This window comes from Bacillus sp. FH (assembly GCF_052216825.1).
Lineage (GTDB): Bacteria > Bacillota > Bacilli > Bacillales > Bacillaceae_G > Bacillus_A > Bacillus_A paranthracis.
In genome coordinates, this window is the sequence record NZ_JBQOUU010000008.1 from 29,751 (window position 1) to 54,084 (window position 24,334).

The window sequence follows — 24,334 nt, forward strand, 5'->3', positions numbered from 1 at the left end:
AGGTGAGATTTTGGCGACACAAGAAGAATTAGTAGTCCAGTTTCGAGCAGAGACCGACCAAATTCGAAGAGAATTAGCTGCTATGCAACGTGAAATGAATGAGTTTGTAAATGCTACGGCTCGGTCCTCACGATATTATCACCGTAGTCTTGAGAATATGGGGGATGCGAACAGCGAATATAGCAGACGCTTACGTCAGATGAAATATGAGCAACGGGAAGCGATGAGACCCCATATTGAAGAATTGAAAAGGACGAAACTCGCTTACTTGGATGCTGCCATGGGAATGGCGACATACACCGGTAGTGCACAAGACTTAATTGCTCAAGTTAACGAAATCGGTAAGGCTGAGAAGACTGCTAACGATGAAATAATGAAATTAGATAGAATGAAGCAGGCAAGCATATTACAGACAATTGGTATGATGAACAATATGTCCACAACGTCTAGCAAACTACAAGCAAACTTACAACGTATGGGTAATCCATTGTATAACGTTTCTAGAGGCGCTTTGATGGCTACTAATGCAATGGAGAGACTAGCGAATAGAAGTTCAGCTGCTCAGTTAGCTTTAGAGTTTCTTGGACCTAATGCAAATATGAAAGAACTTAATGATCAGATTCGCATTATTAACCAATCTGTTATGGGTATGGGACAAGCTTTCTTGGTAGTCGGTATTGGCGCTGTAATGTTTTACAACAAGCTACACCAAGCTAATATGGAGATGAATCCTAAATATGCAAAAGCATATAAGGATATGATGGATTCATTAACTGAAGCTCTACAACCCATGAGGGATGCTTTTGCTGCTCTTATGATACCAATCTACAATTTTGTGAATGCAATAGCCAAGATGGTAATAGCATTTAACGAGGCACATCCAGCTTTAGCAAGGTTTATTCAAGGAACAATGATGCTTGTTCCAGCCTTAACACTCCTATTGCTACCCTTAGGGGCAGGAATGGGATTATTAAAAGGGTATAGAGCTGCTTTTGCTGCTTTATGGATGATAATTAAACCTGCAGTCATGGTTTTAGCGATGGCTAGTCCCGTTGCTTGGGCATTAGCTGCTGCAATAACAGGGCTAGCAGTAGGGTTCGCTTATGCTTATAAAAATATAGAACCTTTCCATAATGCTATAAATAAAGTTTTAAAAGCATTAAAAGGTTTTTGGAAGGTACTTTCAGGTAAAAAGGACGCTGGAGTTGAATTACTAAAAGCAGCCGGACTATCTGATGAAACAATTTCTAAATTAACAGGTGCTGTAGACAAAGTTCATTTTGTACTTAATGGAACAGGAATGTTATTTAAAGCTTTTTGGCAAGAGTTAAAAAGTCGAGGTAGTGCAGATAAGGATCTGTTGCGAGCAGCTGGATTATCTGATGGTGCTATTAATGCATTTACTGGTGCTGGAGCTAAAATCGGTCACAATTTGAATGCTATTAAAATGCTAATCGGGGCATTTGGGAAAGAAGTGAAAAAACAAGGTAGTGCTGATATTGATTTATTAAAAGCAGCTGGTATATCTGATAATGCCATTAATGCTTTTACAAAAGCGGGAGCGAAGGTAAACCACAATCTAAACTCAATTAAATTATTATTAAAAGCGTTCGGACAAGAAGTGAAAGCTGGTGGTACAGCTGATATTGACTTGCTTGTTGCTGCTGGAATCCCTGTTGGGGCAATCGAAAAGGTTGTCTCTTTTGGTCGTTCCCTCAATAGTGCTTTAAATACAGTAAAAGCAGTTATAAAGGGGTTTTCGTTATCCTTTTCTGGTAACAGTGACGGGGCAATGCAACTTATGCAGGCGATGGGACTTAATGATAATTTAATTTCAATGGTAGTATCATTTGGAGAAAAGTTACGGTCAGCTTTCGATTATGTTAGACAGGCGATAATTAACGCTTTCCACGGAGACTTTACGCAAATAACTGATGTCTTTGTAAAGCTGATTCCGAGTATTATTGCAATTTTACTAGGTGGAGTTCCAGGCCTAATAATCGGGATCGCTACAATGTTTGCTCGCATGTCGGATGCGGCAGGTATTGGTGGAGAGGTATTGATACAAAAGTTTGGCGAAGTAATGAATAAATTTGTTACTTGGTATGTAAATTTTGTTACTACTAAACTACCAGTATTTTTAAAACAAGGAATGCAAATTATTGTCAGCTTCATCCAAGGGATTCTGCAAGCTTTACCTCAGCTTGTTGAGACGTATGCTCAAATTATGACAACGCTTATTACAACTTTGACGACTCAGCTACCTCAAATTATTCAGACAGGATTATCAATAATACAAACATTAGTGTTGGCGATAGTTCAGGCACTGCCTTATATGATGCAAGCATCGACTCAAATTATTAGCACTTTGATCCAAGGTATAACTCAATTGCTACCTATGCTAATAGATACAGGAATCCAAATAATTACTACTTTAGTACAGGCGATTCTCCCTTTGATACCTCAAGTTCTAGATGCCGGGGTTCAAATTTTATTAGCGATAGTTAATGGCATTATTCAAGTTTTACCGCAACTAATAGACTCTGCTATGCAAATCATAACAACATTATTAAATACAATTGTGCAGAATTTATCTTTAATTATTGATGCTGGGATTCAGATTTTAATGGCGTTAATTAATGGAATTCTACAGATCTTACCTCAATTAATTGATACAGCGTTGCAGGTTATCAATCAATTCATAACGATAATTTTGCAAAATTTGCCTCAGATTCTCGAAGCGGGAATGCAGATACTAATGAAATTGGTTGAGGGTATCATTCAAATGTTACCTCAAATTGTAGATGCAGTTATACAAATTATTACTAAATTTGCTGAGGTTGTAGTCCAAAATCTTCCTAGAATCATAGATGCCGGGGTTCAGATTCTAACCAAACTTATTGAGGGGATTCTTAAAATGACACCTCAATTAGCTGGTGCCGCTCTCCAAGTTATGGCTAAGTTAATTGCAACTATTATTCAACACTTACCTCAGTTATTGTCTGCTGGTGTGCAATTGATAGAAGCATTGATAAAAGGAATACTTAGTTTAATTGGAGCAGTATTTAATGCCGGAGTAGAAATAGGCGCTAAAATAATTGATTCTTTGCGTAAAGTCAATTTATTCGATATAGGCGTAAATATTGTCAAAGGATTAATAAGTGGTATTGGATCCATGGTAGGTTCCGCTGTAGCTGCAGCAAGAGAATTAGGGAGTAGCGTAGCTGGTGCGGTAAAAGGAATTTTAAATATTCATTCTCCATCCCGTGTTATGAGGGATTTAGGTATTTACACTGGTCAAGGGTTAGTTAAAGGTATTGGATCCATGGAGAACCCAGTATATAGAGCAGCGAAAGAAATGGCTGTAATAGTTAAGGATGCATTCGATTCATTATCAGAAGGGATAGCACTCGGAGATGTGTCAATGGGGACTGTTTCAGGACCTGTAATTCCAATGGTTTCTGCTGGTTATAAAACACCTTCTAGCATATCAAATGTGTCGTCTACTTCTGGATTTAGCGGGGCAACTTTAAGTAAATCTACAAATGAATCTAGACCGTCAAATAACGTTCAAAATGCCACTCCTGCTGTTATTGAAAATGTAATTGTTATTGATAGTACTGAAGTAGTAAGAGCAATCGGAGACAAGATAGACGTAGACCAGGGGAAACGAATTGTAAATCAATCATTTGTTATGGGACAAAAGGGAGGATGGTGATTAAATGTCTGAAGTAATTACATTAGGAACGACAGTACAAACATTAAGTGGGAAAAAGTATGTATTAGAAGAACTAGGCATCATGACAAGAGATTTTAATCCGCAGTCACCATCGCCTGTTCATAACTTTGAGACTGTTGAAAATAGAAATGGAACTATTGATAGAGGAACAGTTTATGGCCAACGAACTATAAACTGTTCTTTTTATTTTAAAGCAGTTGATATGTGGGATTATGCATTACTACGAGATGAGGTATTTCGTATATTTGATAGTAGAGAAGCTTTCTATATCATAGATCAACGAAATCCAGGTAAGCGATGGCTTGTAAAATATAGTTCACCTTACAGTATCGAGCAGAATTGGAAATACGGGTTCTTTGAAATTGATTTTGTGACTGTGAAACTACCATTTGCAGAATCAATTGGAAAAACCACTGATCCAAATACATTTGATTCTAATCTTTGGCAAATTGGACAGGGATTAATTGCAGAGGATACAAAGTACACGCATAATACAACATCATTCCGTATCTATAATGCGGGTGATGTCACGATTGATCCGAAGGAAATGCCATTAAAAATTATTTATACAGGATGGTCTGATCAGTTAACGATTAAGAATTTAACAACAGGTGACACATGGAGTTATGGGAAATCAACAGCGGTTGAGAGTTCACAAATTGTATTAGATGGAGTTAAGTCTTACCGTCCTGGCGTAGGTAGTATCTTTAAAGACACGAATTGGAAGTTAATCACACTAAAACCGGGTTGGAATGATTTTGTGTTATCTGGCGCTTCAGGTAACTTCAAAATTGAATTTGATTTCCGGTTTTATTATTTGTAGGTGAAGCCATGTTATTAGTCACAGGAATAAATGGACAAACAGAGATGCTTTGCGATTTCAAGGAAGTAAGAAGAAAACGAAGAGTCAATGGAGAACACTCTCTTAATTTCTATCAGCTAAATACCCCAGAAGCAGCTCATGCGTATAAATTGCTAGATAAACGTTCCATAGTTACAATTCCCGAAACAGGTGATGAATATATTGTACTTGGTATATCTAAAGTAGGACACTATGGAAAAAGAATTAACGCAATGCATGTATTTCTAGACGGTTTTATCAGTCAACATAAATATGAATTACTGAATGGAACCATTAATTTTAAACAATTCTGCGACTTCTTATTTGTTGGTAGCGGATGGACATACATTATAAACGGTGCATTTGCTCCACAACGTTTTGATAACTTCGGGAGAGATTCTAAGCTTTCATTGCTGCAAAAAGGATTAGAGAGGTATAAAGCTGAGTTTTCCATTGATAACAAAAATAAAGTTATTACATTTAAAAATGAGATAGGTAAAACTACAGAATCACAGTTTAGATATGGACATAATTTACAAACCTTTAATGAAGAAACGGACATGTCAAACTTTTGTACAGTTATTCGAGGGTTTGGAAAAAGGGATGACGAAACAGAGTTTTCTGTTGAATATAAATCACCATTAGTAAGTGTATATGGTGAAATTCATCAAAAGTCGATTGATGATGATCGTTATAAGTATGAGAGTTCTTTATTAGAAGCTTGTAAAAATAATTTAAATGATAAACCCCTAACGAAATTTAATGTATCCGTTTCAGATTTATACGAAAATGGTTTGCAAATGCATCCGTACGATTATGGCGACTATGTTTATATGCTTTATGAAGAGGCAGATGTAGCTGTTCAGATACGAATCGTTGAGGTTATAGACGACCCAGTAAATAATAGTATTTCACCAACATTTGAATTATCGACTTTTAAAACGTTACGAACTGCAAGCGCAATTCAAGCGCAATTTCAACAGACTCAAAGAGACATTCAACAATTGATGGATGATGAAGGCAATTTAAGCTTAGCTTTAAAACGCTTGTACATGAATACAGAAACATTCGCTGATAACACTGGCGTTTGGTATATAGATCCAGAAGATAAAAATAGATACGTCCATATTGGCGCGGGAGGCCTCGATGTTCATCGTGGTCTTGTTCGCGTTGAGCGGGAAGATGGATATGCAACTATCATAGGCGGCATTCTTCAGCATGGCTTTGATATCAACGGTCACGAACCACCGTTTACTGCAGTGAATGTAGAGGGTTGGTGGTGGGTGACAGATAAGTCAGATGAGCATTACGACTGTCAATATTACACGTTTGAACATAAGTCGCGATACTTAAATGTATTAATCGGTCAATTAGCTACTGAGGGTGCGTCTTGTGAAGTTGCTATTATGGCTGGGGATGGGAATACCTTTTTAGCTAAATACGCATCAAATAATACCGATTCAAAGTCTCCAATTGCAGTTTATGGAAAACTTTATGAAATAGATTTAGGAGTTCCAACAGGAGAAGAAATGAGTGTATACATTCGTTTGCGTTCCACTGTTGAAGGAAAGAAAGCCTATTGTCGAAAAATCCGCATGTGGTTAGATCGATAGATTGAAAGTATTAAAAAACGAATTTTATATAAATTAGGAGGAGTTATTTATGAAACCAGTTCAAATTTACTTAGGAAAACCTCAAAAAGAAAAACTTGTTGTATGTGATGTACAGCAAGGACAACAAATCACGGTAAAACAATTGATGTTCAATAATTCCTTAGACACTGAACAAAAGGTTGTATTAACACTGAACACAATCGATATTATGACTACTAAAGTAAAAAGTGGTGACGACGTGCGTGATACATTTATTGTATTAAACCCAGGCGATAAATTACTCATTCAACAAGAAACAGAAAATGCCGTTAACGTTATGATCAATGGTGTTTCTGAGCAATTAATGTACTAGTAAAACTATGAGAGGGCGTAATAACGCCCTCGCTTTTAGGAGGTTTGTATATCATGACACTAGCATTGAATCGATGGGGAAACACCGCTCAAGATAGAGATTTTAGAAATAGGACAAATGAAAATTGGGAAAAAATCGAAGGGTCATATACTACTATAGAAGAAAACAACAAAGTCTCCATTGAAATGGTAAACAAAGTTAAAAACACAGCCGTTAGAGGGGTTATTGGGAAAAACCTATTCGATAAGTCTACAGTGACACAAGGGAAGTATGTAGTGAATAATACTGGTAATCTTGCAGATTCTCCAAACGGAACGCATAACGCCTCTGATTTTATAGAATTAACACCGAATACACCGTATAGAATTAGCGGTACATCAGAACAAGGTGCATTTTACGACGTTAATAAAAATTACATCATAGGGTTTACGAATGCTTCCAGTGTCACTATGTCACCACCAAACGCTTACTTTATCAGAATTACTGTATTAGAATCTCAATTAAACTCAGTACAAGCAGAGAAAGGCACTAAAGTAACGGAATATGAACCATTCTCAGTAAATCTAGATGCAAATACTATTAAAACTCCCATTCCAGAGGAAAAGCTTGCATTAAACAAAAATATAGTACGAGGAATACCAAGTAAAAACTTATTTGATAAATCGATTGTAATTAGAGGGAAATATGTAGTGAACAATAACGGTACTCTTGCGGATTCACCGAATGGGACACATAATGCTTCGGACTTTATCCCTATAATTCCTAACACGAATTACAAGATAAGTGGAACTACAGAACAAGGCGCGTTCTATGATTCAAGTAAAAACTTCATTTCGGGATTCACGAATGCATCAAGCGTATTTCTTTCTCCGTCTAATGCGCACTTTATTAGAATGACAGTACTAACCTCTCAGTTAGATTCAGCTCAATTAGAGAAAGGTACACAAGTGACGGAATATGAACCATTTGGAGCAAAAATACAACCGGAGAACCTCGGGTTTGATGTTGGCATTGTAGAACGTATTGTAAAGACTGTAAAACCTGATGGCACAGGAGATTATTTATCTCCTAAATTAGCAAATGATGCAATTATAGATGCAAGTGCTAAAAAAATATATGATGTTGTCGTTCATCCTGGAACTTATACAGAAGTTGGTTGGACACTAAAATCTTATATTAATTTACGAGGTGTAGATGCGAAAACTTGTTGGTTAAAAGGGGAACTTCCTGATAATGCAACGGATGCTCAAATAGATAATACATCAACCCTTTGGATTGATGAAACAAACGATTTAGAAAACATCACTGTAACGGCTAAAAACATGAGATATGCCGTTCATGATGAAAGTAGTAACGCAAAGAAGAATTGGAATAGAAGTTTGAAGAAAAGCAAGTTCTTGCATTATGGAAACGAAGGAGCAAGAACGTGGAGAACAAACCATCCTGAGAGTGGCATGTTACCAGAGAAAGTATGGGTATCTGAATGTGCTTATGGCATGGGACATAGTTCTGGTTCTACATTAATAGCTGAGGATTGTGAGTTCAGAGGTCCTTTCGCACCTTTCAGTGTCCATAATAATGTTAATTTCGAAAATCCGTGTTTAGTTATTCTGAAAAGATGCGAAATCATAAAAACAGATGGGCAATTCAAGTATGCATTACGTGTACAATCACTAGGAAGTAAAACAAGTGATAAAGTCATTCTAGAAGGTTGTAGAATCAATGGCGAAATTTATCATGACGATAAACCGTGGTTAGGCGATCCGGCAGCGGCAAGTCATAAGAATTTTACGATTGAAGGATTTGCGAATAGTGAAGTTCCATATTCCTCTTCATTTACAACTGAAGAACATGATAGACCTAACTTTTCAGATGAATATAATTCGTTTAAAGCAAAAACGAGTATTTTAAAAGGGCAAGCCGTTTGTTTTGATGGAGACTTTAAAACGATTAGGCCGATGACCGATGTGGATGACAACTCGTTGTTTGCAGGTATTGCAATAGAAAATATCAATGTTGGTAACTTTGGGAAAGTAAAAGTAAAAGGCTTTGTTTCTAAGCTTGATTTATATAACTTTAGCGGAAATATTACATTTGGAGTGAAATATGGTGCAGGAACAAGCGGTTCCCTTGTTATTAATGAAAAAGCAGTCGCTATAGGTGTAGATCCAGAAAACATAAAAATTATATAATTGTGGACACACGGAATTCACATGAAGGTCGTTAAGAATTTACAAGTTTCATATACTCTATACAAAACGTATCTAAGCGAGGTAGATATTATGAATACAGTTAATGAGAATACATTCGGGAAAGCTTTAGTGTTAGGTGGCATAGCATCAGCGGTTCTTTGGATGATTATAATAGATGCAGTATTTGTAACGATACAATAAATCGAATAAAATACGGCTTTTACAACAAACCGAAGCGTGCTTATAGCAGGCTTTTTTATTTTTAAAAAAGGAGCTGAACCAATGCAAGACATTCAAGATTTAAAGCAAGAGATCCTACAAATTAAGTCAGATCAAAAGGATATGCAGCGAGATATTCGCAATCTAGAAACACGTACCACTGTCAACGAAAAGGACATTGTAAATATAAATAAACAGCTTGAAAAGATTAGTGCTAATACAACATGGATTCTCCGTATCATCATTGGGGCAATTGTAGCTGGCTTATTAGGATTACTCATGAAAGGTGGCATGTAATATGTCAAAAGAGAATATCAAAAAACGATTCCGCAACTGGAAGACGTTAATAGCTATTGCATCTTTAATAGGATTTTTATTTGTAAAAGCAGGGGTTCCGGAAGCAAAAAGCTTTCTTGATGAGTTTATGCCCTATCTATTTGCGGTCGGTATTTCTCTAGGGATTTGGTCCGATCATGAAGTAAATAGTGAAGGAGACGATAAATAATGGGACACATTATAGATATTTCAAAATGGAATGGTAATATTAATTGGCCTGTAGCAAGACAACACATTGATTTCATCATCGCTCGTGTACAAGATGGTTCAAATTATGTAGATCCATTGTATAAAGGATATGTACAAGCTATGAAGCAACAAGGCATCCCTTTTGGTAATTATGCATTCTGTCGTTTTGTTTCTGCAAACGATGCACGTATAGAAGCTCGTGACTTCTGGACCCGTGGAGACAAGAGCGCGACAGTCTGGGTTGCTGATGTGGAAGTAAAGACAATGGATGATATGAGAGCCGGCACGCAAGCATTTATCGATGAATTACGCCGATTAGGAGCTAAGAAAGTTGGTTTATATGTTGGTCATCATATGTACGCTCCTTTTGGCATGGCGAATATAAAAGCTGATTTCGTGTGGATTCCTCGTTATGGTGGCAACAAACCAGCATATCCATGCGATATTTGGCAATATACTGAAACGGGAAATGTACCTGGTATCGGTAAGTGTGATTTGAACGAATTAATTGGTAGCAAACCATTATCTTGGTTTACAGAAAAAGAACGACCAGAACAAACCGTTTCCAATGGTGGATATCAATATGTTAAATCTGGTGGGTTTGGCGTCTCGTTGGTTCCAGAAGTCATAAACGCTATGAACGAGCGTGGAATCAAAGGAAAGGTTATCTCGGATTCTTCAACTGGAATAGCATACTTACAAACGGAAGTATTGCCTAATCAGGAATTAGACAAGATTACTTGGTGGATGGATACTAGACCTGAAGGTAAATGGTGGTACGAGTATATTAAGAAGTAAACAACGAAAGCCGTCCTGTTGGGCGGCCTTATTTTCATTTTGCATCAATAATATCAATAAATTTCAACGTCATATTATTATAAAATGCATCCGTACAAATTATAGATTTATTTAACGGATCAATATCAATGACGGTCATATAGCTAGTAAGTAAAAAACCATCTTCATAGTATGTAATCAATATTTCTTCTTCAGAAAGTAGCGAACATAATAGCATATTCTCAATACGTTCTTGTTCATCCTGTGTTAATGTAGGGCGTTCTACCTTCGTTTTTTCTTTAACTATTTCACGGATACCAGCGAATTGCTCCGGCATCGCTGCGAATGGAGTCCATTTAACCATTCCTCTTCCCTTTGGCATATTAGCGTTGTTCATGCTTTATGTCCCCCTAACAATGTGTTTCTGTATCTTGCTGTTGCACTATTTGTATACGAAATCCCTCGCAATATGCTGTTCTTACCAAATTTAGTGCGTATTTCGTCCATTACTTTAGTTAGTTTCATTTCTTTTTCTCGTTGTATTACATTATCGAATAGTGAGATTTGTTCTTCGCCTTCATTGATTAAGTTAGTTAAAGAAACATTGATGGTTCTAATGGGTTCCCCAGTATAAAACTCATGTAAAAAATATGTACAAACCTTATATATATCCATTGTTAAATTGGTTGGTCGGTTCATAGTGTGAGTTTTTCTGAAACCACCAGCGTAATTTTTGCTGTAACCAATGGAGAAATGGATGGTTTGAGCTAGTTTGTTTTGCCTTCGCATTCGATAACAAACTTCCTCAATATGTTCCAGTAGAATAATCGGGAATTCTTCTATGGTGTAATCACGCATGAGTATTTGGCTTTTACCAATAGAAGTTGTTGCTGGAACGTATTTTTCTGATATGCGGCTAAAATCTATGCCGTTACTATGTAAGTGCAATTCTTCGCCAAGGACCCCGAAGCTTTGTTTTAAATATTTGAGTGGGTATTGCGCTAAGTCTCCGATTGAATGAATGCCTTTTCGGTTTAACTTTGCTTCTGTCTTACCCGAAATTCCCCAAAACTTACTAAGCGGTCGTATTGGCCATAATTTTATGGGTACATCTTCGTACTTCCAGTACGCTATGCAATCTTTCGTCTTCTTTGCTTCCACATCTAAGGCAACCTTACTCATTAAAGGGTTTGGACCAATTCCTATCGTGCATTCGATTCGAGTCTTTGCGTATATTTCGCGTTTGAATTTCAATGCAAATTCATATGGATCGTTTGCAAACAAATGAATACTATCCGTAATGTCCATAAAGAACTCATCGATTGAATATTGGTGAAAATCCTCAATTGGCACGTATTGTAGAGCTAATTTTGTGATGTAATTGGAGCATTTAATGTAAGTACTCATAATTGGGTTTACCATAAGGATATCTTTACGACGTGGTATTTCATACAATCTCGCCATTTTCTTAACACCTAATGCTTTTAATGGTGGAGTTGCAGCCAAAACAATTGAACCACTCCTATTCACATCACCAACTACAGCTAATTTAGTATGAAGTGGGTCTAACCCCATTTTGATGCACGATACGCTAGCATAGAACGAACGAAGATCTACACATAAAACAATTCGATTTGGCAATATTGAATAGTCATACACCGTTATTCCCCCTAAATAACAGAACGTTAGTTCTTATTATATACGAATGTATGTTCTTTTATGAAGAGGTTTTTTCAAAAAAATAAAATAGCCCCACCCATTTAAGTGAAGGCTACATCCAAAACTCATCTTCATTTATGTTTTTCCCCAACTTTTTTAATCCCCTTGTGATTTGGGATATAGTCGAAAATTTAGGTGTGTATTCTTTATCATTACATACTTTTGAAATCGTACCTCTACTTAACTTAGCTGCCTTTTCTAATTCCCCTTGTGAGATCCCTTGTTTGTCTAACCATTTACCAAATTTACTACGTTTTTTACCTAATCCAAACACCCCTATCACCTCAAGCATAGCTTGCCCTTTTCGTCATTTTTTTAAACGCGAGAAAAAAACTGACATAAAGGCCAAACAGTACGAAATACCTTTTACCATACCAAACAAATTACGATTCTCAGTTCCGAATTGATAGCCTTTTAAAAATTCGTTTTATCTATTCCAAATAGAATTCGCTCACAGAATGATGCTTCAGACATTACAAGATTAGTATTTTCAATGATTCATAGCCGTTTTCATCTCTTCTAATCTTCAGGGACTATTCTTGCAGAATACATAAAGAAGGGTGGTGTCAGTTTGTGATATTTGAGTTAGTAAGTTCAGCGGCAGTTGGTGGTGTAGTCTTTCTATCAAAAATGCATCAAAAAGGAGCAACAAATGATGCCTCTAAGATTCAAAGAATATGTGCTAATTGTGATTTGAAAGTGAAGGAAGGAAAAGAGACCAGGACTATACAGCTGCTTCGAAAAACTAAAAATGATTGGGGAGTTGAATATGCATATAGGATTCCGCTTGGTCTTAGCTTCTCCGATTTTGAACAAAAGATACAACATTTAGAGGATGGATTAAATCACAAGAGCAAAGTTTTTGATTTCAAACTACAAGACTTCAAATCTCTCCGCCTAAGAAAAGATATCTTAAAACAAATACAAAACATCATAAACAAGAAAAAGCTCGTTAGAAAGGAAATTGAGCTGTCTTACGATGGGTTACTTAAAATACGAGTTTACGAGAAAGGGATTCCTGATTTTGTGAAGTTTGAAGAAGATATGATGAGGCAATGTAGAGGATGGGAAGTGCCTATTGGTTACACAAGGGACGGATTAGTAAAACACGACTTTGACCAGTTATCACATATGATTTCTGCTGGTATGACGGATATGGGGAAATCGAATGTATTAAAGCTTATTATTACTTCGCTGGTACGCAACCAATCAGAAAATATAAAGCTATTCCTAATCGATTTGAAGGGTGGTCTCTCTTTCAACAGATACCGATTCCTAAATCAAGTCGAATCAATTGCGAAGAATCCAGAGGAAGCCCTTGAGACTCTAAGGGAATTGCAAGATAAATTGAATGCTAGAAACGAATACTTACTAGAAAAAGGATACGAAGATATAAAAGAAGCCGGGGAGCCAATTAGGTACTTTGTAATCGTAGATGAAGCAGCCGACATGACGCCATATCAGGAGTGCAAGGACATTATTGTAGATATAGGTCGTCGTGGCAGGGCAGCGGGATTCCGTTTGGTATATGCGACACAGTACCCAACAAATGAAGCATTGCCATCTCAACTAAGACAAAATATAGGTGCTCGTGTTTGCTTTAGATTGCAGACAGAAGCGGGAAGTCGAGCTGTACTTGATGAAGGCGGTGCAGAGAGTCTCCCTAATATAAAAGGAAGGGCTATATATCAAACGAACGAGAAGAAGGTCTTACAGACGGTTTATATCGATAATAAGCAAATAGATAACATCATAAAGCCACATATCAACATAAGAGCGAGGAAGGAGCATGAAGATGCAAAAACTAGCCATGAAGGAAGCGCGAACAGAAAGTATACTCTTGAGCTTGAAGAAACTCGGCTTTCTTAGTCGAAAGCAAATCCAGGTACTTCATGATCTTGGCGGTGATAGGAATGCTTCTCGTGTCATGAAGGGCATTGAAGAATATGTATCTAGCTTTAGGGATGGAGAGAAAATTTTCTATTTGAACAAGGAAGGGCGCGAGCGTATCGGGAGTAAGAAAATACTCAAACGTTCGAATCAATTTCGCCACTACATTATGAGGAATGACATCTATATCGCTTACGAATGCCCGAAAACGTGGAAGCAGGAAGTGAAAATGAATGTAAAAGGTATCGTTTCCATAATTGCAGATGCACTATTCACTGATAATGGCCGTTATCACATTGTAGAAGTGGATCATGAGCAGAAAATGAGTGCGAACCGTATCAAGATGCAGAAATATCGCAAATTGATGGAATGCAATGTATTTGAAAAACCACCTAAATTTATTTGGTACACCACGACGGAATACCGCAGGAAGAACCTGCAAAAGCTTTGCGAAGGATTAGATTGCAACATATTTACGGTTACTGATTTCCATTAAAAATAGGGAGATGGTCCATATGGCAGCAGAGACAATGAGCATCAAGGATTTTATGGATGGTAACTATGGAGCAAAGAAAAAATGGAGCTTGTTCAAAAAGAAAGCAAAAAAATACGCACCCGTGGCGGCGCGAATAAGTATTGTGATCGGTAGTGCTATTATATTCAGCAACATTATAGATATTCCTCACGTATTTGCGGATGGAAATAATCCAGACGTGAATGAAGTCTTTAAAGATGTGCAGTCAAACGATGGAAAGATAAAAAATTATATAGATGGCCAACTGTACAATCGTATTGTAAATGCATTTGAACCGGTTATTTTCTTAATTAAAGCGGTATCCTATCCAATTGCATCCGTTGTAGCGTTATGCGGCGGGCTATTCATTATGGTTGGTAGCCAGGAACGGGGTTTCTCGTTAATAAGTCGTGCGGGTATTGGTTATATAGTAGTCCAAATGATTCCGTTATTTATGAGACTGCTTGTTGAGATTGCTAAAGCGATATAAAAAAACGAAAGTATATGTATTATTTTTCTAGTAATTGAGAACATAAGAGATTATATAACGTGTTAAATGAAGTTGGCTGGCATAATGGTCAACTTTTTTTAATTGCAGGATGTTGCAAAAGTAGTTTTAGAGTCTTGTTCAAGAATACGCTGCACATAAGTGCGCAAATAGGGGGATAAAGCTATAAATATAATATAAAATAAATGCTATTTTGCATGTATTTTAGCCTAAGTGACCTAAGATTTTCCCCTTATATTTTGGTAATAATGTTTTATAGAAAAAATATTTGTATTCAGATTACTTTTTTTGACCAAAATGATAAAAAACGAGAGAAAAAGTTCCACAAAATGATATTTTTCTATAAAAAATGTGGATTAATTTAAGGAGGTGGTTAATTTGATTGTATGAACAAGCGCATTAAGTAGATAAAAATCAGTTAATATAGGAGGAAACACATGCACAAATATTTAAAGCAATTTTTATCATTTATTTGGAACATCTTTGTAAAATCAATCCCATTACATACGGCTGTACTATGGTTCTTTCCAGACGTATTTAAAGCGTATACGACATTTATTAACGGAGCAATTAAAATTTATCCAAGTTACACTGTGCTGGCTTTTATTATTACATTCTATTTATTTACACATTTGCAAATGAAACGGGAACAAAAAGATAACCGGAGCGCTGATCAAGAAAATTCGGATTCGCAGTCCGAAAAGAAACAGCGCTCCATTAAGTGACTAGCATCACTTTATCTAAAAGTATTCACAGAACCACATTATCATAAACGCACAATATTAAAAAGAATATATTGAACTGGTATATCTTATAAATGTGTCAAAGCCGTTACTATCGCAAAGTACGGCTTTGTTTCACTAGTGAGGTTATAGCAGGAATTTCCTAACCATCATGGAATACTGTCAATAGGAGGTGTTGTGACGTTATGACGGACGAAATTGTTTATTCTGCTAGTGAAGTGTATAAGCGACTAGGAATAAGTGATAGCACCCTTAGAAAGTATATGGAAGTATTGTCGCGAGAAGGATTCGCAGTGAAGAAGAATAATCGTGGCAGACGCCAGTACACAGACAGTGACATTATGGTGATTGAGAAGTTAATTGAACTGAGTAAACATGACGGTATGACGCTAGAGAAAGCAGCGAAGATGATTGCGCAGCAAATAGAAAAGGTTAATCCGGATCTAATTAAAGAAGAATCTGAGGAAATGGACTTAGTGCCATTCCACATTAAACAGCAATTACAGGAGCAGTACAGCGTTATGGCGCAAGAAATGAATCAGAGTATGTTAGCGATGGAGAAGCGATTGAGTGAGCAGGCGAAGCAGAGCAACGAGGAAATCAAAGCGAGCGTAGAAGCGCATAATGAGCGAGTGGAAAAACGATTGGAAGCGCGGGATGAGACGCTTATGAAGACATTGCGTGAGATGCAGGAAACGAAGCGATTGATGCAGGAATTTCGGGATGAGGTTGCTGCAGCGAAAGAGAAGAAAAAGCCGTGGTGGCGGTTCTGGTGAGAGTAGGAAGATGCACGGCAAAATAGAGTTATAGAAAAAAGTGGATCCCTAGTTAGAGTAGGGATCCACTTTTTTTGATACTAATAATTAGGCAATAGTGTATTAGAAGGAATCATAGAAACGTTTTTTACTAATTTAATGTATGTTTTTGTGGTTTTAAACTTTACTACGTTATATATTAATACTAAAATGTATTAGATAGCAAACAAAATATGGTAAAAATGAATTAAATATTAAAAAGTGAATGGAGAAAACAGGTTGAATAAGAAAATTTGGAAGGCAATAGGGATTATTTTTGTAATTGGTTTCGTATTTAAAACGATATCAGGATTATTTGGAGGCGAATTCCAGGAGATTGAAAGTGATGCGAAGAAGCAGGCTAAACAATCATTAGAACAGGAAATTAAAAAAGAGGCAATAGTTAGTTATAAAATTGAGGGAGTTCAGGTTATATCTGATAGTAAGCAGGATTTACCTGATAGTGATGTGAGGACTGTCGAATTGAGAGTTTTAACTAATTCCAAAACAAGTGATGGTAATGAAGTACCTTATCCTTTTAACTTTACATATTATCAAAAAAAGGGGAGTGATGATTGGAAACCTGTAAATAGGTATAAAGAATAATTTGTTTTTCTATATCTTTTCAGCTTAAACAGATAATCGAATTGCAGTTTTTTGCTTAGTATGGTTTTTTCAAAAATACTGGCGGTACCTCATGCCCATCGACTTAAGGATTTTATAGCGTTCTCAAAACGAAAAAACGAGAAGCCCTACAAAAAGTAGGGCTTATTTTCTGTCAGAAACTATGTCAGTTAGAATGTTATGCTCATGTGCATTCACTTTATTAGCAATGTAGTAATCTAATATTTCATCAATAAGCTCATAATTTTTAACAAAGATAATGATGCAGGAATTTCGGGATGAGGTTGCTGCTGCGAAAGAGAAGAAAAAGCCGTGGTGGAGGTTTTGGTGAGGAGAAGCAGAGGAACGTATAAAAATAGAATTGTAGAAAAAGAACGAGTGGATTCCTTGCGGAATCCATTTTTTCTTACTATTGATGGTGAGACGTTAAGTAAATCTGATATGAATCTTAGCATCTTAAATAATCTTAAAAACCTTTACTTTTAAGAGTTTAATAGTAAGACTATTCTTACTATTAAACTCTTATTTATGTTAATATTATACAAAACGATACCAAAAAAAGGGAGGGGGATTATATATGATTATTATTCAAACAATAATAAAAATTATATTTAAGATTGTTGGTCTTTTATTAATAATTTTGGGACAAGGTTTAATATTACTTGCAACAATTTCGGGTTTTTTAGTGAATATTATTACTGGATTTTTATTTCTTTTGGCAATTATATTTACTTTTTCAGATGCAAGTTTAGTACAAAAAGTGTTTGTTTGGGGTATTGCTATAATTGTTGGGGCAATTGCAACTAATATTTATACAATACCTGAAAGATTAGTAAATACAGGAACATATTTAATGGATTATGAATTTTGATTATCCATTTCAAAATTTAGGGATACCCCAATATAATATTTGCGATGAACTATATATTTATTTTAAGTGTTACTCACTTTCTGCATGTTGCGGTCAGTACCCGATAATGAAAAAAGAAGTACCACCTAAATAGAAACAGGGATACTTCTTTTTTCTTTATTTATTCTCTAACGTCTCGTAGAGGCGTTTATACATATCTTTATATGCTTCAGAATGACGATTAGCTAGATGGGTGTCTACAAAACTTTCAACAAGCATATCAATGATATTGTTAATTGACGTTTTCTCCATGCCCTCTTGTTCTTTAATGAATGGTTTAAGGGTATTGAGTTTTAGCAAAACAGCAGGTGAAATTTTAGCTGTTTTAGATGGAACTAAACGTTGATCTGGTTTCTCTGGTGTCTGTATTTCCTTTTTCGTTTTAGTTTGATTGTTTTGAATAGTTAAATCAGAACTCTCGGTAATAGGTGTTACAGTTACTACAAAAGATTTACTTTTATTATCCAAAGGTACCACTCCTATTTAGTTTTCTATCGTAAACTATTAAAACTATTTTGCGTTTGTATTGGTAACGACTATGTTATTATCTGCTGTTTTCTCTGTGTATTCAAGTAAGTTGGAGAAAGTTAATATATCATGAAGAAAAGTGGAAATATAGAAATATCCCTATTTCTAAATAGGGATATTTCTATATTTTTAAATTTCAGTTAACAGCTTGAATTTCCTTTTCTGTTCAGGTGTTAGCTCATTTTCTACATAGCGATCTATAAGTAAATCGATGATTTCATAAGCGAATTTTGTGTTTGTAAGTTTCATTAATACTTCTAATTCTTCTTTTGATTGATTAGAAATTTTAATGCTGCCTTGCTGATTTTTAAATTTCTTTTTTGATTCAGTTTTTTCGTTTCTTTTTTCTTTTCGAGTTACTTGTTTTTCTTCAGTCTTAGGTTGAGAAGGAGTAACTGGAACCTCGTTATTTTCCACTATAGCTTGTCCTTGCTCTGGTACATAAGGCTCAGTAGGTTCAAAGTTACTTTTCTTTCTACCTAGTAAACCAGGAGTTCTTGCCATTTTACACACCAACCTTCATTTTTTCGAACATATCAATACGAGATAATAATTCATCACTAATCGTTTCGTATAGTTCAATTACATTCATATCATGTCTATCTTTTTCAGTAATACCATTAACATCAAATCGTTTAATACGTTCCATTTGAGGGACGATATTTTTGAACAGGTTTTCTTCACCGAAAATTTCACGCGCATTTTCCATGATATATTCATCAACCTTACCGTTGTTTTTTAATAGAACGGGAAGAATGCCAACTACTTCAATATCAAGATCATATTGCTCTTTTAATTTGATAAGCTCATTTACATAATTTTCAGCACCAGTTAGAGAACGTTCTTGCGTTTGCAAAGCAATTAGAACGTAATCAGAAGCTACAACGGCGTTCTTTGTAACTTCTAGCGACATTGGAGGAACATCAATAAATATGTAGTCGTATTTATGTTTGATTTTTTCAAGTAATCCTTTAAAGTAATGATCTTCTTCAGCTTCTGAAGCACAATTTTTATAAAGAAATTTTGCGAAGTCCTGGAAATCAACGTAAGAAGGAATTAAATATAAGTTATCTGTAATTTCTACTTCTAAGCCATCTAAGTTCCCCTCTTGTATACCTTTCATTAATGTCTTTTCAACAGTAACGATTTCATCAGGATTAAGGATTGACTTTGTTAGCATTAACGATTTTGTTGCGTTACTTTGTGGATCAAGATCAACGAGTAATGTACGCTTGCCCTTTTTAGCGAATTCATAAGAGTTCAATACAGCATTTGTGGTTTTACCGACTCCACCTTTGTAATTACCTACCGTAATTGTAATAGCCATTTTTAACACTCCAGTTATAGTTTTTGAAATTTCCCTATATCCCTTTATAGAAATAGGGAAAAATAGAAATAGGGAAATAGGGATATTTCTAACTATAGAAATAGGGATATTTCTATATCTTTAAAGAAATTATAACAATGATAATTGGGTTATGCAATAGAATCATAGAGTTAGTAATTAATAACAAAAACGTTGATATTAAAAGATTCTTTAGACAATTAAAACGGAGATTAGTAAGAAAGAAATATATAATTTTGCAAGGAAGATAGAAGGTGCAAAAATAATAAAAATAGGGAAATATAGATATAGGGAAAAGGGGAAATATCCCTATATCTATAAATAGAAATAGGGAAATAGGGAAATAGGGATATTATTAAAAAAGTGCGCAAATTCGCTGTTTACAAAGGTTAACGCTTGTTGTAACGTAATAAACAACAAGCAACATTCTACAAAACAAAACACAATTTGATATTTTACATAAACGAAGATTGAGCAAAACAATTGAATATGAACACAAAACAAAAAGTCACTCCCATATGCTAACGGCTACCAACCGTTGCGGGAATGACTTAGTTCTAGCTAGTGTACCACCACTTGACTAGAATGACCTGTACGAACCTACAGGACTTCGACTTATAAGACGCTCACCACGTCAGATAAGTTATTTGCCTTGTTTCACCAAACAAGGCTTATTAGATACACCTATTGTACCGTTATGCAATACATTTTTCAACTAGTAAAGACTAGTATTATTTGATGTATAAAATAACTGTGTTTAAAGGGCGTTATCTATACCTAGAAGTCTTGTAATTTTACAGGGCATTTAGGTATGGATAATGCCCTTTTTGTTTTATATAACGTGGATACCGTGCCCACGAAGGAAAGCTGTGAAGCATACCTAAAATAAACGGGGTCTAGTGTGGCCAATGCAAAAAACACACTCGGATATCGGCTTTCGTTGCATTAAGCCGTCTGACGTAAGCGAGGTAAAGGACGCAAGCCTTGCATAAAACAAGCCTAAGTGATAGATCGACTATCATAACTGCGATGATAACCAAGACGCAGGCGGTAAAAAGTGTTAAAAGACAATGGAGGCTCAAACAAGACGCAATTGTACGACTGTAGTTAATCATTTACTAGTAAGCGGCGATTGTGACACTGTATCACGGCAAACCTTTGGAGTGCGCAAGTACGCAAAGGCAAGCGGGTTTTGTAGCGAATCACTCGAAAGAGAACGGTGTAGGGCGTGGAGACGCACCGTAGGGAGCAATCCTATAAGCTACATTCGGATAGTAGTAATCTAGCTATCCGGCGTCAATGCAAACAATCTCAATCGGCTACAATGGGTACTAAGCCAGTATTGATAGGGCGTTTTAACCTCAGAAAAATTTCAAGGGGTTACTATGCCCAAAACGTCATCGCACGTGTCCAGGAGTAGCTTGCCAGTATGAAAACCTTTCAAACCTTCAGTCAAGCTTAATTACGAAAAAAAGCAGAAAAACTTGAGATTGTTTAACTCCTGTGGGAATGACTTACTAAGATAGAGGAATAAATAAAGGATTTACTACTTACTTGGCTAGAGGATAAGGGGACGGATGGTAGAATAGGCCTTATTGCAGAATTTGGTTTTACACAACAGATATAGTACGTGAAATTTAATAAGCTGAATACTTATTTATAGAGATAGTGTTTTATTCTACAATTGATTAAAAGGATAAAATTTAAGGGGAATATTTTATGGTTAATAATCTTATAAAGGTAAATTGGACAGATGATTTTATTAAAACAGATGAATTTTCAGAAGCTTTAGGTATGGTTTGGCGAAATGGTTATGAAAAAAGTGTGTATGGGGATCGATATTTTTATTTTACTCATAAGTCACAGGTGATAGTGAAGAGGTTTGCTGATTTCTTTGAAAAAGAAACAAGGTCAAGATATCGTGAAGATAAAGGGTATGTAGAATGGTACACGTCTATAAATAGTAGTCACCCGTTTATCAGAAAAGTAAAAGAACTAGGATGGACTCCAATAAAAGAAAAATCTAGAGCATTTCCTAAAGGTGAGTTTAACAAAGAAATATTTGTTAAAACGTATATCTTAATGAGACATGATGTAGGGATTATGAGAGAAAAAAGACCTAAAAATAAGATATACATTAGACCGCGTTTACGTATTCATGGATCTACAGATATTTTGGACCATTTAAATGAGTTTATGTTCGAGGAACTTGGGATTAAAAAGAAGAAATTACAGACTGACGGAAAAATACCGAAAGCAAAAACGTTATATTTTCAATCTTATAAAGATATAGAGAGTATTTTAAAATATATAGGAGCTTCAGAGACATTAGAAACGTTATATTCGTTTGATCTAGGTTTTCATGATGCTGATGAATTTGAAGAGACCCACCTACGGAAATAGGTGGGTTTTTTATTGCATAAAGAAAAGAGTAGCTAATTATTTAATAAAATTCTCCGGTAGTTAAATCCATTAAATCTTTCAAAGAAATGGATGCTTTAAATTGTTCACCATATTCACCGTTTCGAGTTTGTTCGTCATATTTAAATGAAATATTGTGGTATTTACCAGCTTTAGTTTTTGGTACTAATCCATTATCAACCAAAAATTTAGCTAAATTCTTTAAATCCTTTTCTTCATCAGTAGAATACCAAATAATCGCTAATGTTCCGTCTTTTGCATATGGATTAAAAGGCTTAAGTACGCCTGTACGCTTAAGCCTTTCTGGATCGGTGTGTTTAATAAATGGAGTGACACCTTGTTTAATTGCTTTAAGTATTAATTCTTGCATTTCATCTGAAATGTCATCTTTTACAAATGTCATAAATTTACCTACATTATCTGTTTCTTTATATGTGTTAGTGCCATACCAACACCATCCACCTCTTCTAATGTTTACTAATTCATCTTTCATTTTTTCTTTCCTCCGTACCATTAAATTTATTTATTGTTATTTTATCATATTATTTTGTAAGTAATAAAAAAGACACCCTAAGGTGCCTTCCTCCGACTTGAACCACTTTAATTTTAATAATATAAATTGTTTATGCAGATACAGCAGCTTTATCTTTACGGAAGATACCCATTAATCCACCGATTAATAATAAAACTCCTGGTAATAAGTAAATTGCAGAGATACAAACAAATCCACCGATAGCAGCAACAGTCATCATAATACCGCCAACTTTTGCTTTACTTCTCACCATAACAGAACCGACAATTCCTAACACAGATAGACCTACAGCACCCCATCCTAGGCCAATAACAGTGTTTGCACCATCAGCTTCCAAAGCAGATCCAAGTCCACCGATAAATAATGCAATAAATGCACATAGAATTCCAAAAATACCACCAATAAGTCCTAATACAAATTCAGCTGTTCGTTTCATTTTATTAATTTCTCCTTTTATTTACCAGGTGTGAATTCAAATTTCACAGATTTTTCATCAAACGTAAAGTTTGGTTTATATGTACCAGTGTATTTATCAGATTCAGCTACATCAAAATACATTTTCCCTGTAATTTGATTACCTGGCACAACATTTTCATTCATAAATGCATTATCAGCACCGAAATATCCCTTGAATTGGTTCCCGTTAGCATCAGCAATCTTTAACTCTTCTGATCCGATATATGCATCTTTCTTGCCGTTATTTTTAGCAGAGAAAGTGATTTCTAAAACTTTCCCTTTTTCAGGTTTTGTATACTCATTAGGTTCTACAAATTGAGCAGAGTTAAAAGTGATTTGTAATCCATTAACTTCTACTGTTTCGCCAGTTTTATAAACTTTACTAGCAGCTTTATCATCTTTCTTTTGCTCTTGTTTAGGAGCATCATTTTTACTTACCTCTTTAACTTCTGTTTCTCCACATGCAGCTAAGCTAAAAGCAAGTGCTCCAGTTAAAGCAATCGTACCTAATTTCTTATACATTTTCTTTCCTCCAATTATGTAAAATGTAAGATTTCCGAGCCTATCATAGCAAACAATCAATTGGAATATTGTCATATCTTGTCGAATAAAAATAAAAAAAGAGAGCCGCAGCCCTCATTGGATAAATTGGTAAAATAATGTAAAATTTTACCTCTTTCCTTTGGAAATGATTTCTTCTAAAATGAAATCAAATCATAGTATGTCCTTGTTATCTCGTAACATTTTGACATACAACGCTAATTGTTTAGCGAAACGACCTTGCTGACGTCCATCTAGCTCCTCATAAGCTCGTTGGATATCATTGAATAGTAATCCTAATAACGCATCTTCTTTCCTGTCCTCGAAGTTAAGAAGAGCATCTGTGGAGGTGTTAAAAAACGATGCAAGTACCTTTAAACTTTCAAGATCAGGTTCATGACGATCAGTTTCCCAATTTTTAATTTGTCCGCGTGATAAACCTGTTCTCTCAGATAATTGTTCTTGCGTTAAATCGAAAGACTTTCTGAGATTTTTAATGTTTTGTCCGACTGTAGTTTTCATAGTTTGAGTATAATAATCGCCTTATCACTA

Annotated in this window: 26 protein-coding genes and 1 pseudogene; 17 read left to right on the forward strand and 10 right to left on the reverse strand. The window is 35.5% G+C overall.

The features are described 5' to 3' along the window. Positions 1 to 10: 10 nt before the first annotated feature. From ACTT1L_RS16820 to ACTT1L_RS16855, 8 genes are all read left to right on the forward strand, one after another. Entirely contained in the window at positions 11 to 3,718 is a 3,708-nt protein-coding gene (locus ACTT1L_RS16820; protein WP_442822035.1) for a tail length tape measure protein, read from the forward strand. A 4-nt stretch (positions 3,719 to 3,722) separates the two neighbouring features. Then, positions 3,723 to 4,562 carry a phage tail family protein gene (locus ACTT1L_RS16825; RefSeq protein WP_270708771.1) on the forward strand — a complete coding sequence of 280 codons (840 nt, stop codon included), beginning with the start codon at positions 3,723 to 3,725 and terminating at the stop codon, positions 4,560 to 4,562. A gap of 8 nt (positions 4,563 to 4,570) precedes the next feature. Next, positions 4,571 to 6,193, forward strand: a complete 1,623-nt coding sequence (locus ACTT1L_RS16830; RefSeq protein WP_442822036.1) for a phage tail protein — start codon at positions 4,571 to 4,573, stop codon at positions 6,191 to 6,193. A gap of 49 nt (positions 6,194 to 6,242) precedes the next feature. Beyond that, on the forward strand, positions 6,243 to 6,545 hold the full coding sequence (locus ACTT1L_RS16835; RefSeq protein ID WP_270395295.1) for a hypothetical protein: 303 nt from the start codon (positions 6,243 to 6,245) through the stop codon (positions 6,543 to 6,545). Positions 6,546 to 6,598: 53 nt separating this feature from the next. Next, positions 6,599 to 8,737 (forward strand): hypothetical protein, encoded by a 2,139-nt coding sequence (locus tag ACTT1L_RS16840; protein ID WP_442822037.1) that lies wholly within the window; start codon positions 6,599 to 6,601, stop codon positions 8,735 to 8,737. A gap of 282 nt (positions 8,738 to 9,019) precedes the next feature. Further along, positions 9,020 to 9,253 (forward strand): hemolysin XhlA family protein, encoded by a 234-nt coding sequence (locus ACTT1L_RS16845; RefSeq protein WP_442822038.1) that lies wholly within the window; start codon positions 9,020 to 9,022, stop codon positions 9,251 to 9,253. Between the two features lies 1 nt (position 9,254). Then, entirely contained in the window at positions 9,255 to 9,461 is a 207-nt protein-coding gene (locus ACTT1L_RS16850) for a hypothetical protein (protein ID WP_442822039.1), read from the forward strand. Further along, positions 9,461 to 10,279, forward strand: a complete 819-nt coding sequence (locus ACTT1L_RS16855) for a GH25 family lysozyme (protein ID WP_442822040.1) — start codon at positions 9,461 to 9,463, stop codon at positions 10,277 to 10,279. Before ACTT1L_RS16850 ends, ACTT1L_RS16855 begins: the two co-directional genes overlap by 1 nt. 34 nt (positions 10,280 to 10,313) lie before the next feature. Here ACTT1L_RS16855 and ACTT1L_RS16860 read toward each other — a convergent pair whose 3' ends face one another. From ACTT1L_RS16860 to ACTT1L_RS16870, 3 genes are all read right to left on the reverse strand, one after another. Beyond that, positions 10,314 to 10,655, reverse strand: coding sequence for a YolD-like family protein (locus ACTT1L_RS16860; RefSeq protein WP_163262756.1), 342 nt, complete (start codon positions 10,653 to 10,655; stop codon positions 10,314 to 10,316). After that, positions 10,652 to 11,917, reverse strand: coding sequence for a Y-family DNA polymerase (locus tag ACTT1L_RS16865; protein ID WP_442822041.1), 1,266 nt, complete (start codon positions 11,915 to 11,917; stop codon positions 10,652 to 10,654). Before ACTT1L_RS16865 ends, ACTT1L_RS16860 begins: the two co-directional genes overlap by 4 nt. 112 nt (positions 11,918 to 12,029) lie before the next feature. After that, positions 12,030 to 12,269, reverse strand: coding sequence for a helix-turn-helix domain-containing protein (locus ACTT1L_RS16870; RefSeq protein WP_000895135.1), 240 nt, complete (start codon positions 12,267 to 12,269; stop codon positions 12,030 to 12,032). A gap of 281 nt (positions 12,270 to 12,550) precedes the next feature. Here ACTT1L_RS16870 and ACTT1L_RS16875 point away from each other — a divergent pair, with 281 nt between their 5' ends. From ACTT1L_RS16875 to ACTT1L_RS16910, 8 genes and pseudogenes are all read left to right on the forward strand, one after another. Next, complete coding sequence (locus ACTT1L_RS16875; RefSeq protein ID WP_442822042.1) at positions 12,551 to 13,846, forward strand: FtsK/SpoIIIE domain-containing protein; 1,296 nt, start codon at positions 12,551 to 12,553, stop codon at positions 13,844 to 13,846. Beyond that, positions 13,818 to 14,363 carry a replication-relaxation family protein gene (locus tag ACTT1L_RS16880; protein WP_270393642.1) on the forward strand — a complete coding sequence of 182 codons (546 nt, stop codon included), beginning with the start codon at positions 13,818 to 13,820 and terminating at the stop codon, positions 14,361 to 14,363. Before ACTT1L_RS16875 ends, ACTT1L_RS16880 begins: the two co-directional genes overlap by 29 nt. 19 nt (positions 14,364 to 14,382) lie before the next feature. Beyond that, positions 14,383 to 14,871, forward strand: a complete 489-nt coding sequence (locus ACTT1L_RS16885; protein ID WP_098487947.1) for a hypothetical protein — start codon at positions 14,383 to 14,385, stop codon at positions 14,869 to 14,871. A gap of 455 nt (positions 14,872 to 15,326) precedes the next feature. Next, positions 15,327 to 15,614 carry a hypothetical protein gene (locus tag ACTT1L_RS16890; protein ID WP_442822043.1) on the forward strand — a complete coding sequence of 96 codons (288 nt, stop codon included), beginning with the start codon at positions 15,327 to 15,329 and terminating at the stop codon, positions 15,612 to 15,614. A gap of 203 nt (positions 15,615 to 15,817) precedes the next feature. Beyond that, complete coding sequence (locus ACTT1L_RS16895; RefSeq protein ID WP_270721669.1) at positions 15,818 to 16,408, forward strand: DUF3967 domain-containing protein; 591 nt, start codon at positions 15,818 to 15,820, stop codon at positions 16,406 to 16,408. Positions 16,409 to 16,666: 258 nt separating this feature from the next. Beyond that, complete coding sequence (locus ACTT1L_RS16900) at positions 16,667 to 17,032, forward strand: hypothetical protein (RefSeq protein ID WP_262726561.1); 366 nt, start codon at positions 16,667 to 16,669, stop codon at positions 17,030 to 17,032. 268 nt (positions 17,033 to 17,300) lie between these two features. Continuing rightward, positions 17,301 to 17,381: pseudogene (locus ACTT1L_RS16905) on the forward strand (DUF3967 domain-containing protein); the annotation flags it as partial. 246 nt (positions 17,382 to 17,627) lie between these two features. Continuing rightward, positions 17,628 to 17,921, forward strand: a complete 294-nt coding sequence (locus ACTT1L_RS16910) for a hypothetical protein (protein ID WP_262726562.1) — start codon at positions 17,628 to 17,630, stop codon at positions 17,919 to 17,921. A 156-nt stretch (positions 17,922 to 18,077) separates the two neighbouring features. On the opposite strand, the gene ACTT1L_RS16915 is transcribed toward ACTT1L_RS16910, so the two are convergent. From ACTT1L_RS16915 to ACTT1L_RS16925, 3 genes are all read right to left on the reverse strand, one after another. Further along, complete coding sequence (locus tag ACTT1L_RS16915) at positions 18,078 to 18,428, reverse strand: hypothetical protein (protein ID WP_442822044.1); 351 nt, start codon at positions 18,426 to 18,428, stop codon at positions 18,078 to 18,080. Between the two features lie 189 nt (positions 18,429 to 18,617). Next, positions 18,618 to 18,992, reverse strand: coding sequence for a hypothetical protein (locus ACTT1L_RS16920; protein ID WP_262726564.1), 375 nt, complete (start codon positions 18,990 to 18,992; stop codon positions 18,618 to 18,620). A gap of 1 nt (position 18,993) precedes the next feature. After that, complete coding sequence (locus tag ACTT1L_RS16925; RefSeq protein WP_071715615.1) at positions 18,994 to 19,815, reverse strand: ParA family protein; 822 nt, start codon at positions 19,813 to 19,815, stop codon at positions 18,994 to 18,996. Between the two features lie 1,737 nt (positions 19,816 to 21,552). Here ACTT1L_RS16925 and ACTT1L_RS16930 point away from each other — a divergent pair. Beyond that, positions 21,553 to 22,236 (forward strand): hypothetical protein, encoded by a 684-nt coding sequence (locus ACTT1L_RS16930; RefSeq protein ID WP_442822045.1) that lies wholly within the window; start codon positions 21,553 to 21,555, stop codon positions 22,234 to 22,236. A gap of 40 nt (positions 22,237 to 22,276) precedes the next feature. Here the strand turns inward: ACTT1L_RS16930 and ACTT1L_RS16935 are convergent, their stop codons facing one another. From ACTT1L_RS16935 to ACTT1L_RS16950, 4 genes are all read right to left on the reverse strand, one after another. Continuing rightward, entirely contained in the window at positions 22,277 to 22,747 is a 471-nt protein-coding gene (locus tag ACTT1L_RS16935) for a hypothetical protein (protein ID WP_442822046.1), read from the reverse strand. Between the two features lie 130 nt (positions 22,748 to 22,877). Beyond that, positions 22,878 to 23,222 carry a DUF4064 domain-containing protein gene (locus tag ACTT1L_RS16940; RefSeq protein WP_098672043.1) on the reverse strand — a complete coding sequence of 115 codons (345 nt, stop codon included), beginning with the start codon at positions 23,220 to 23,222 and terminating at the stop codon, positions 22,878 to 22,880. Between the two features lie 17 nt (positions 23,223 to 23,239). Further along, a complete protein-coding gene (locus tag ACTT1L_RS16945; RefSeq protein WP_000277059.1) occupies positions 23,240 to 23,764 on the reverse strand; it encodes a DUF4352 domain-containing protein in 525 nt (174 codons plus the stop codon). Between the two features lie 192 nt (positions 23,765 to 23,956). Then, the gene (locus tag ACTT1L_RS16950) at positions 23,957 to 24,304 is read right to left on the reverse strand and encodes a helix-turn-helix transcriptional regulator (protein ID WP_001992053.1); all 348 of its coding nucleotides are present in this window, start codon (positions 24,302 to 24,304) and stop codon (positions 23,957 to 23,959) included. Between the last annotated feature and the right edge of the window lie 30 nt (positions 24,305 to 24,334).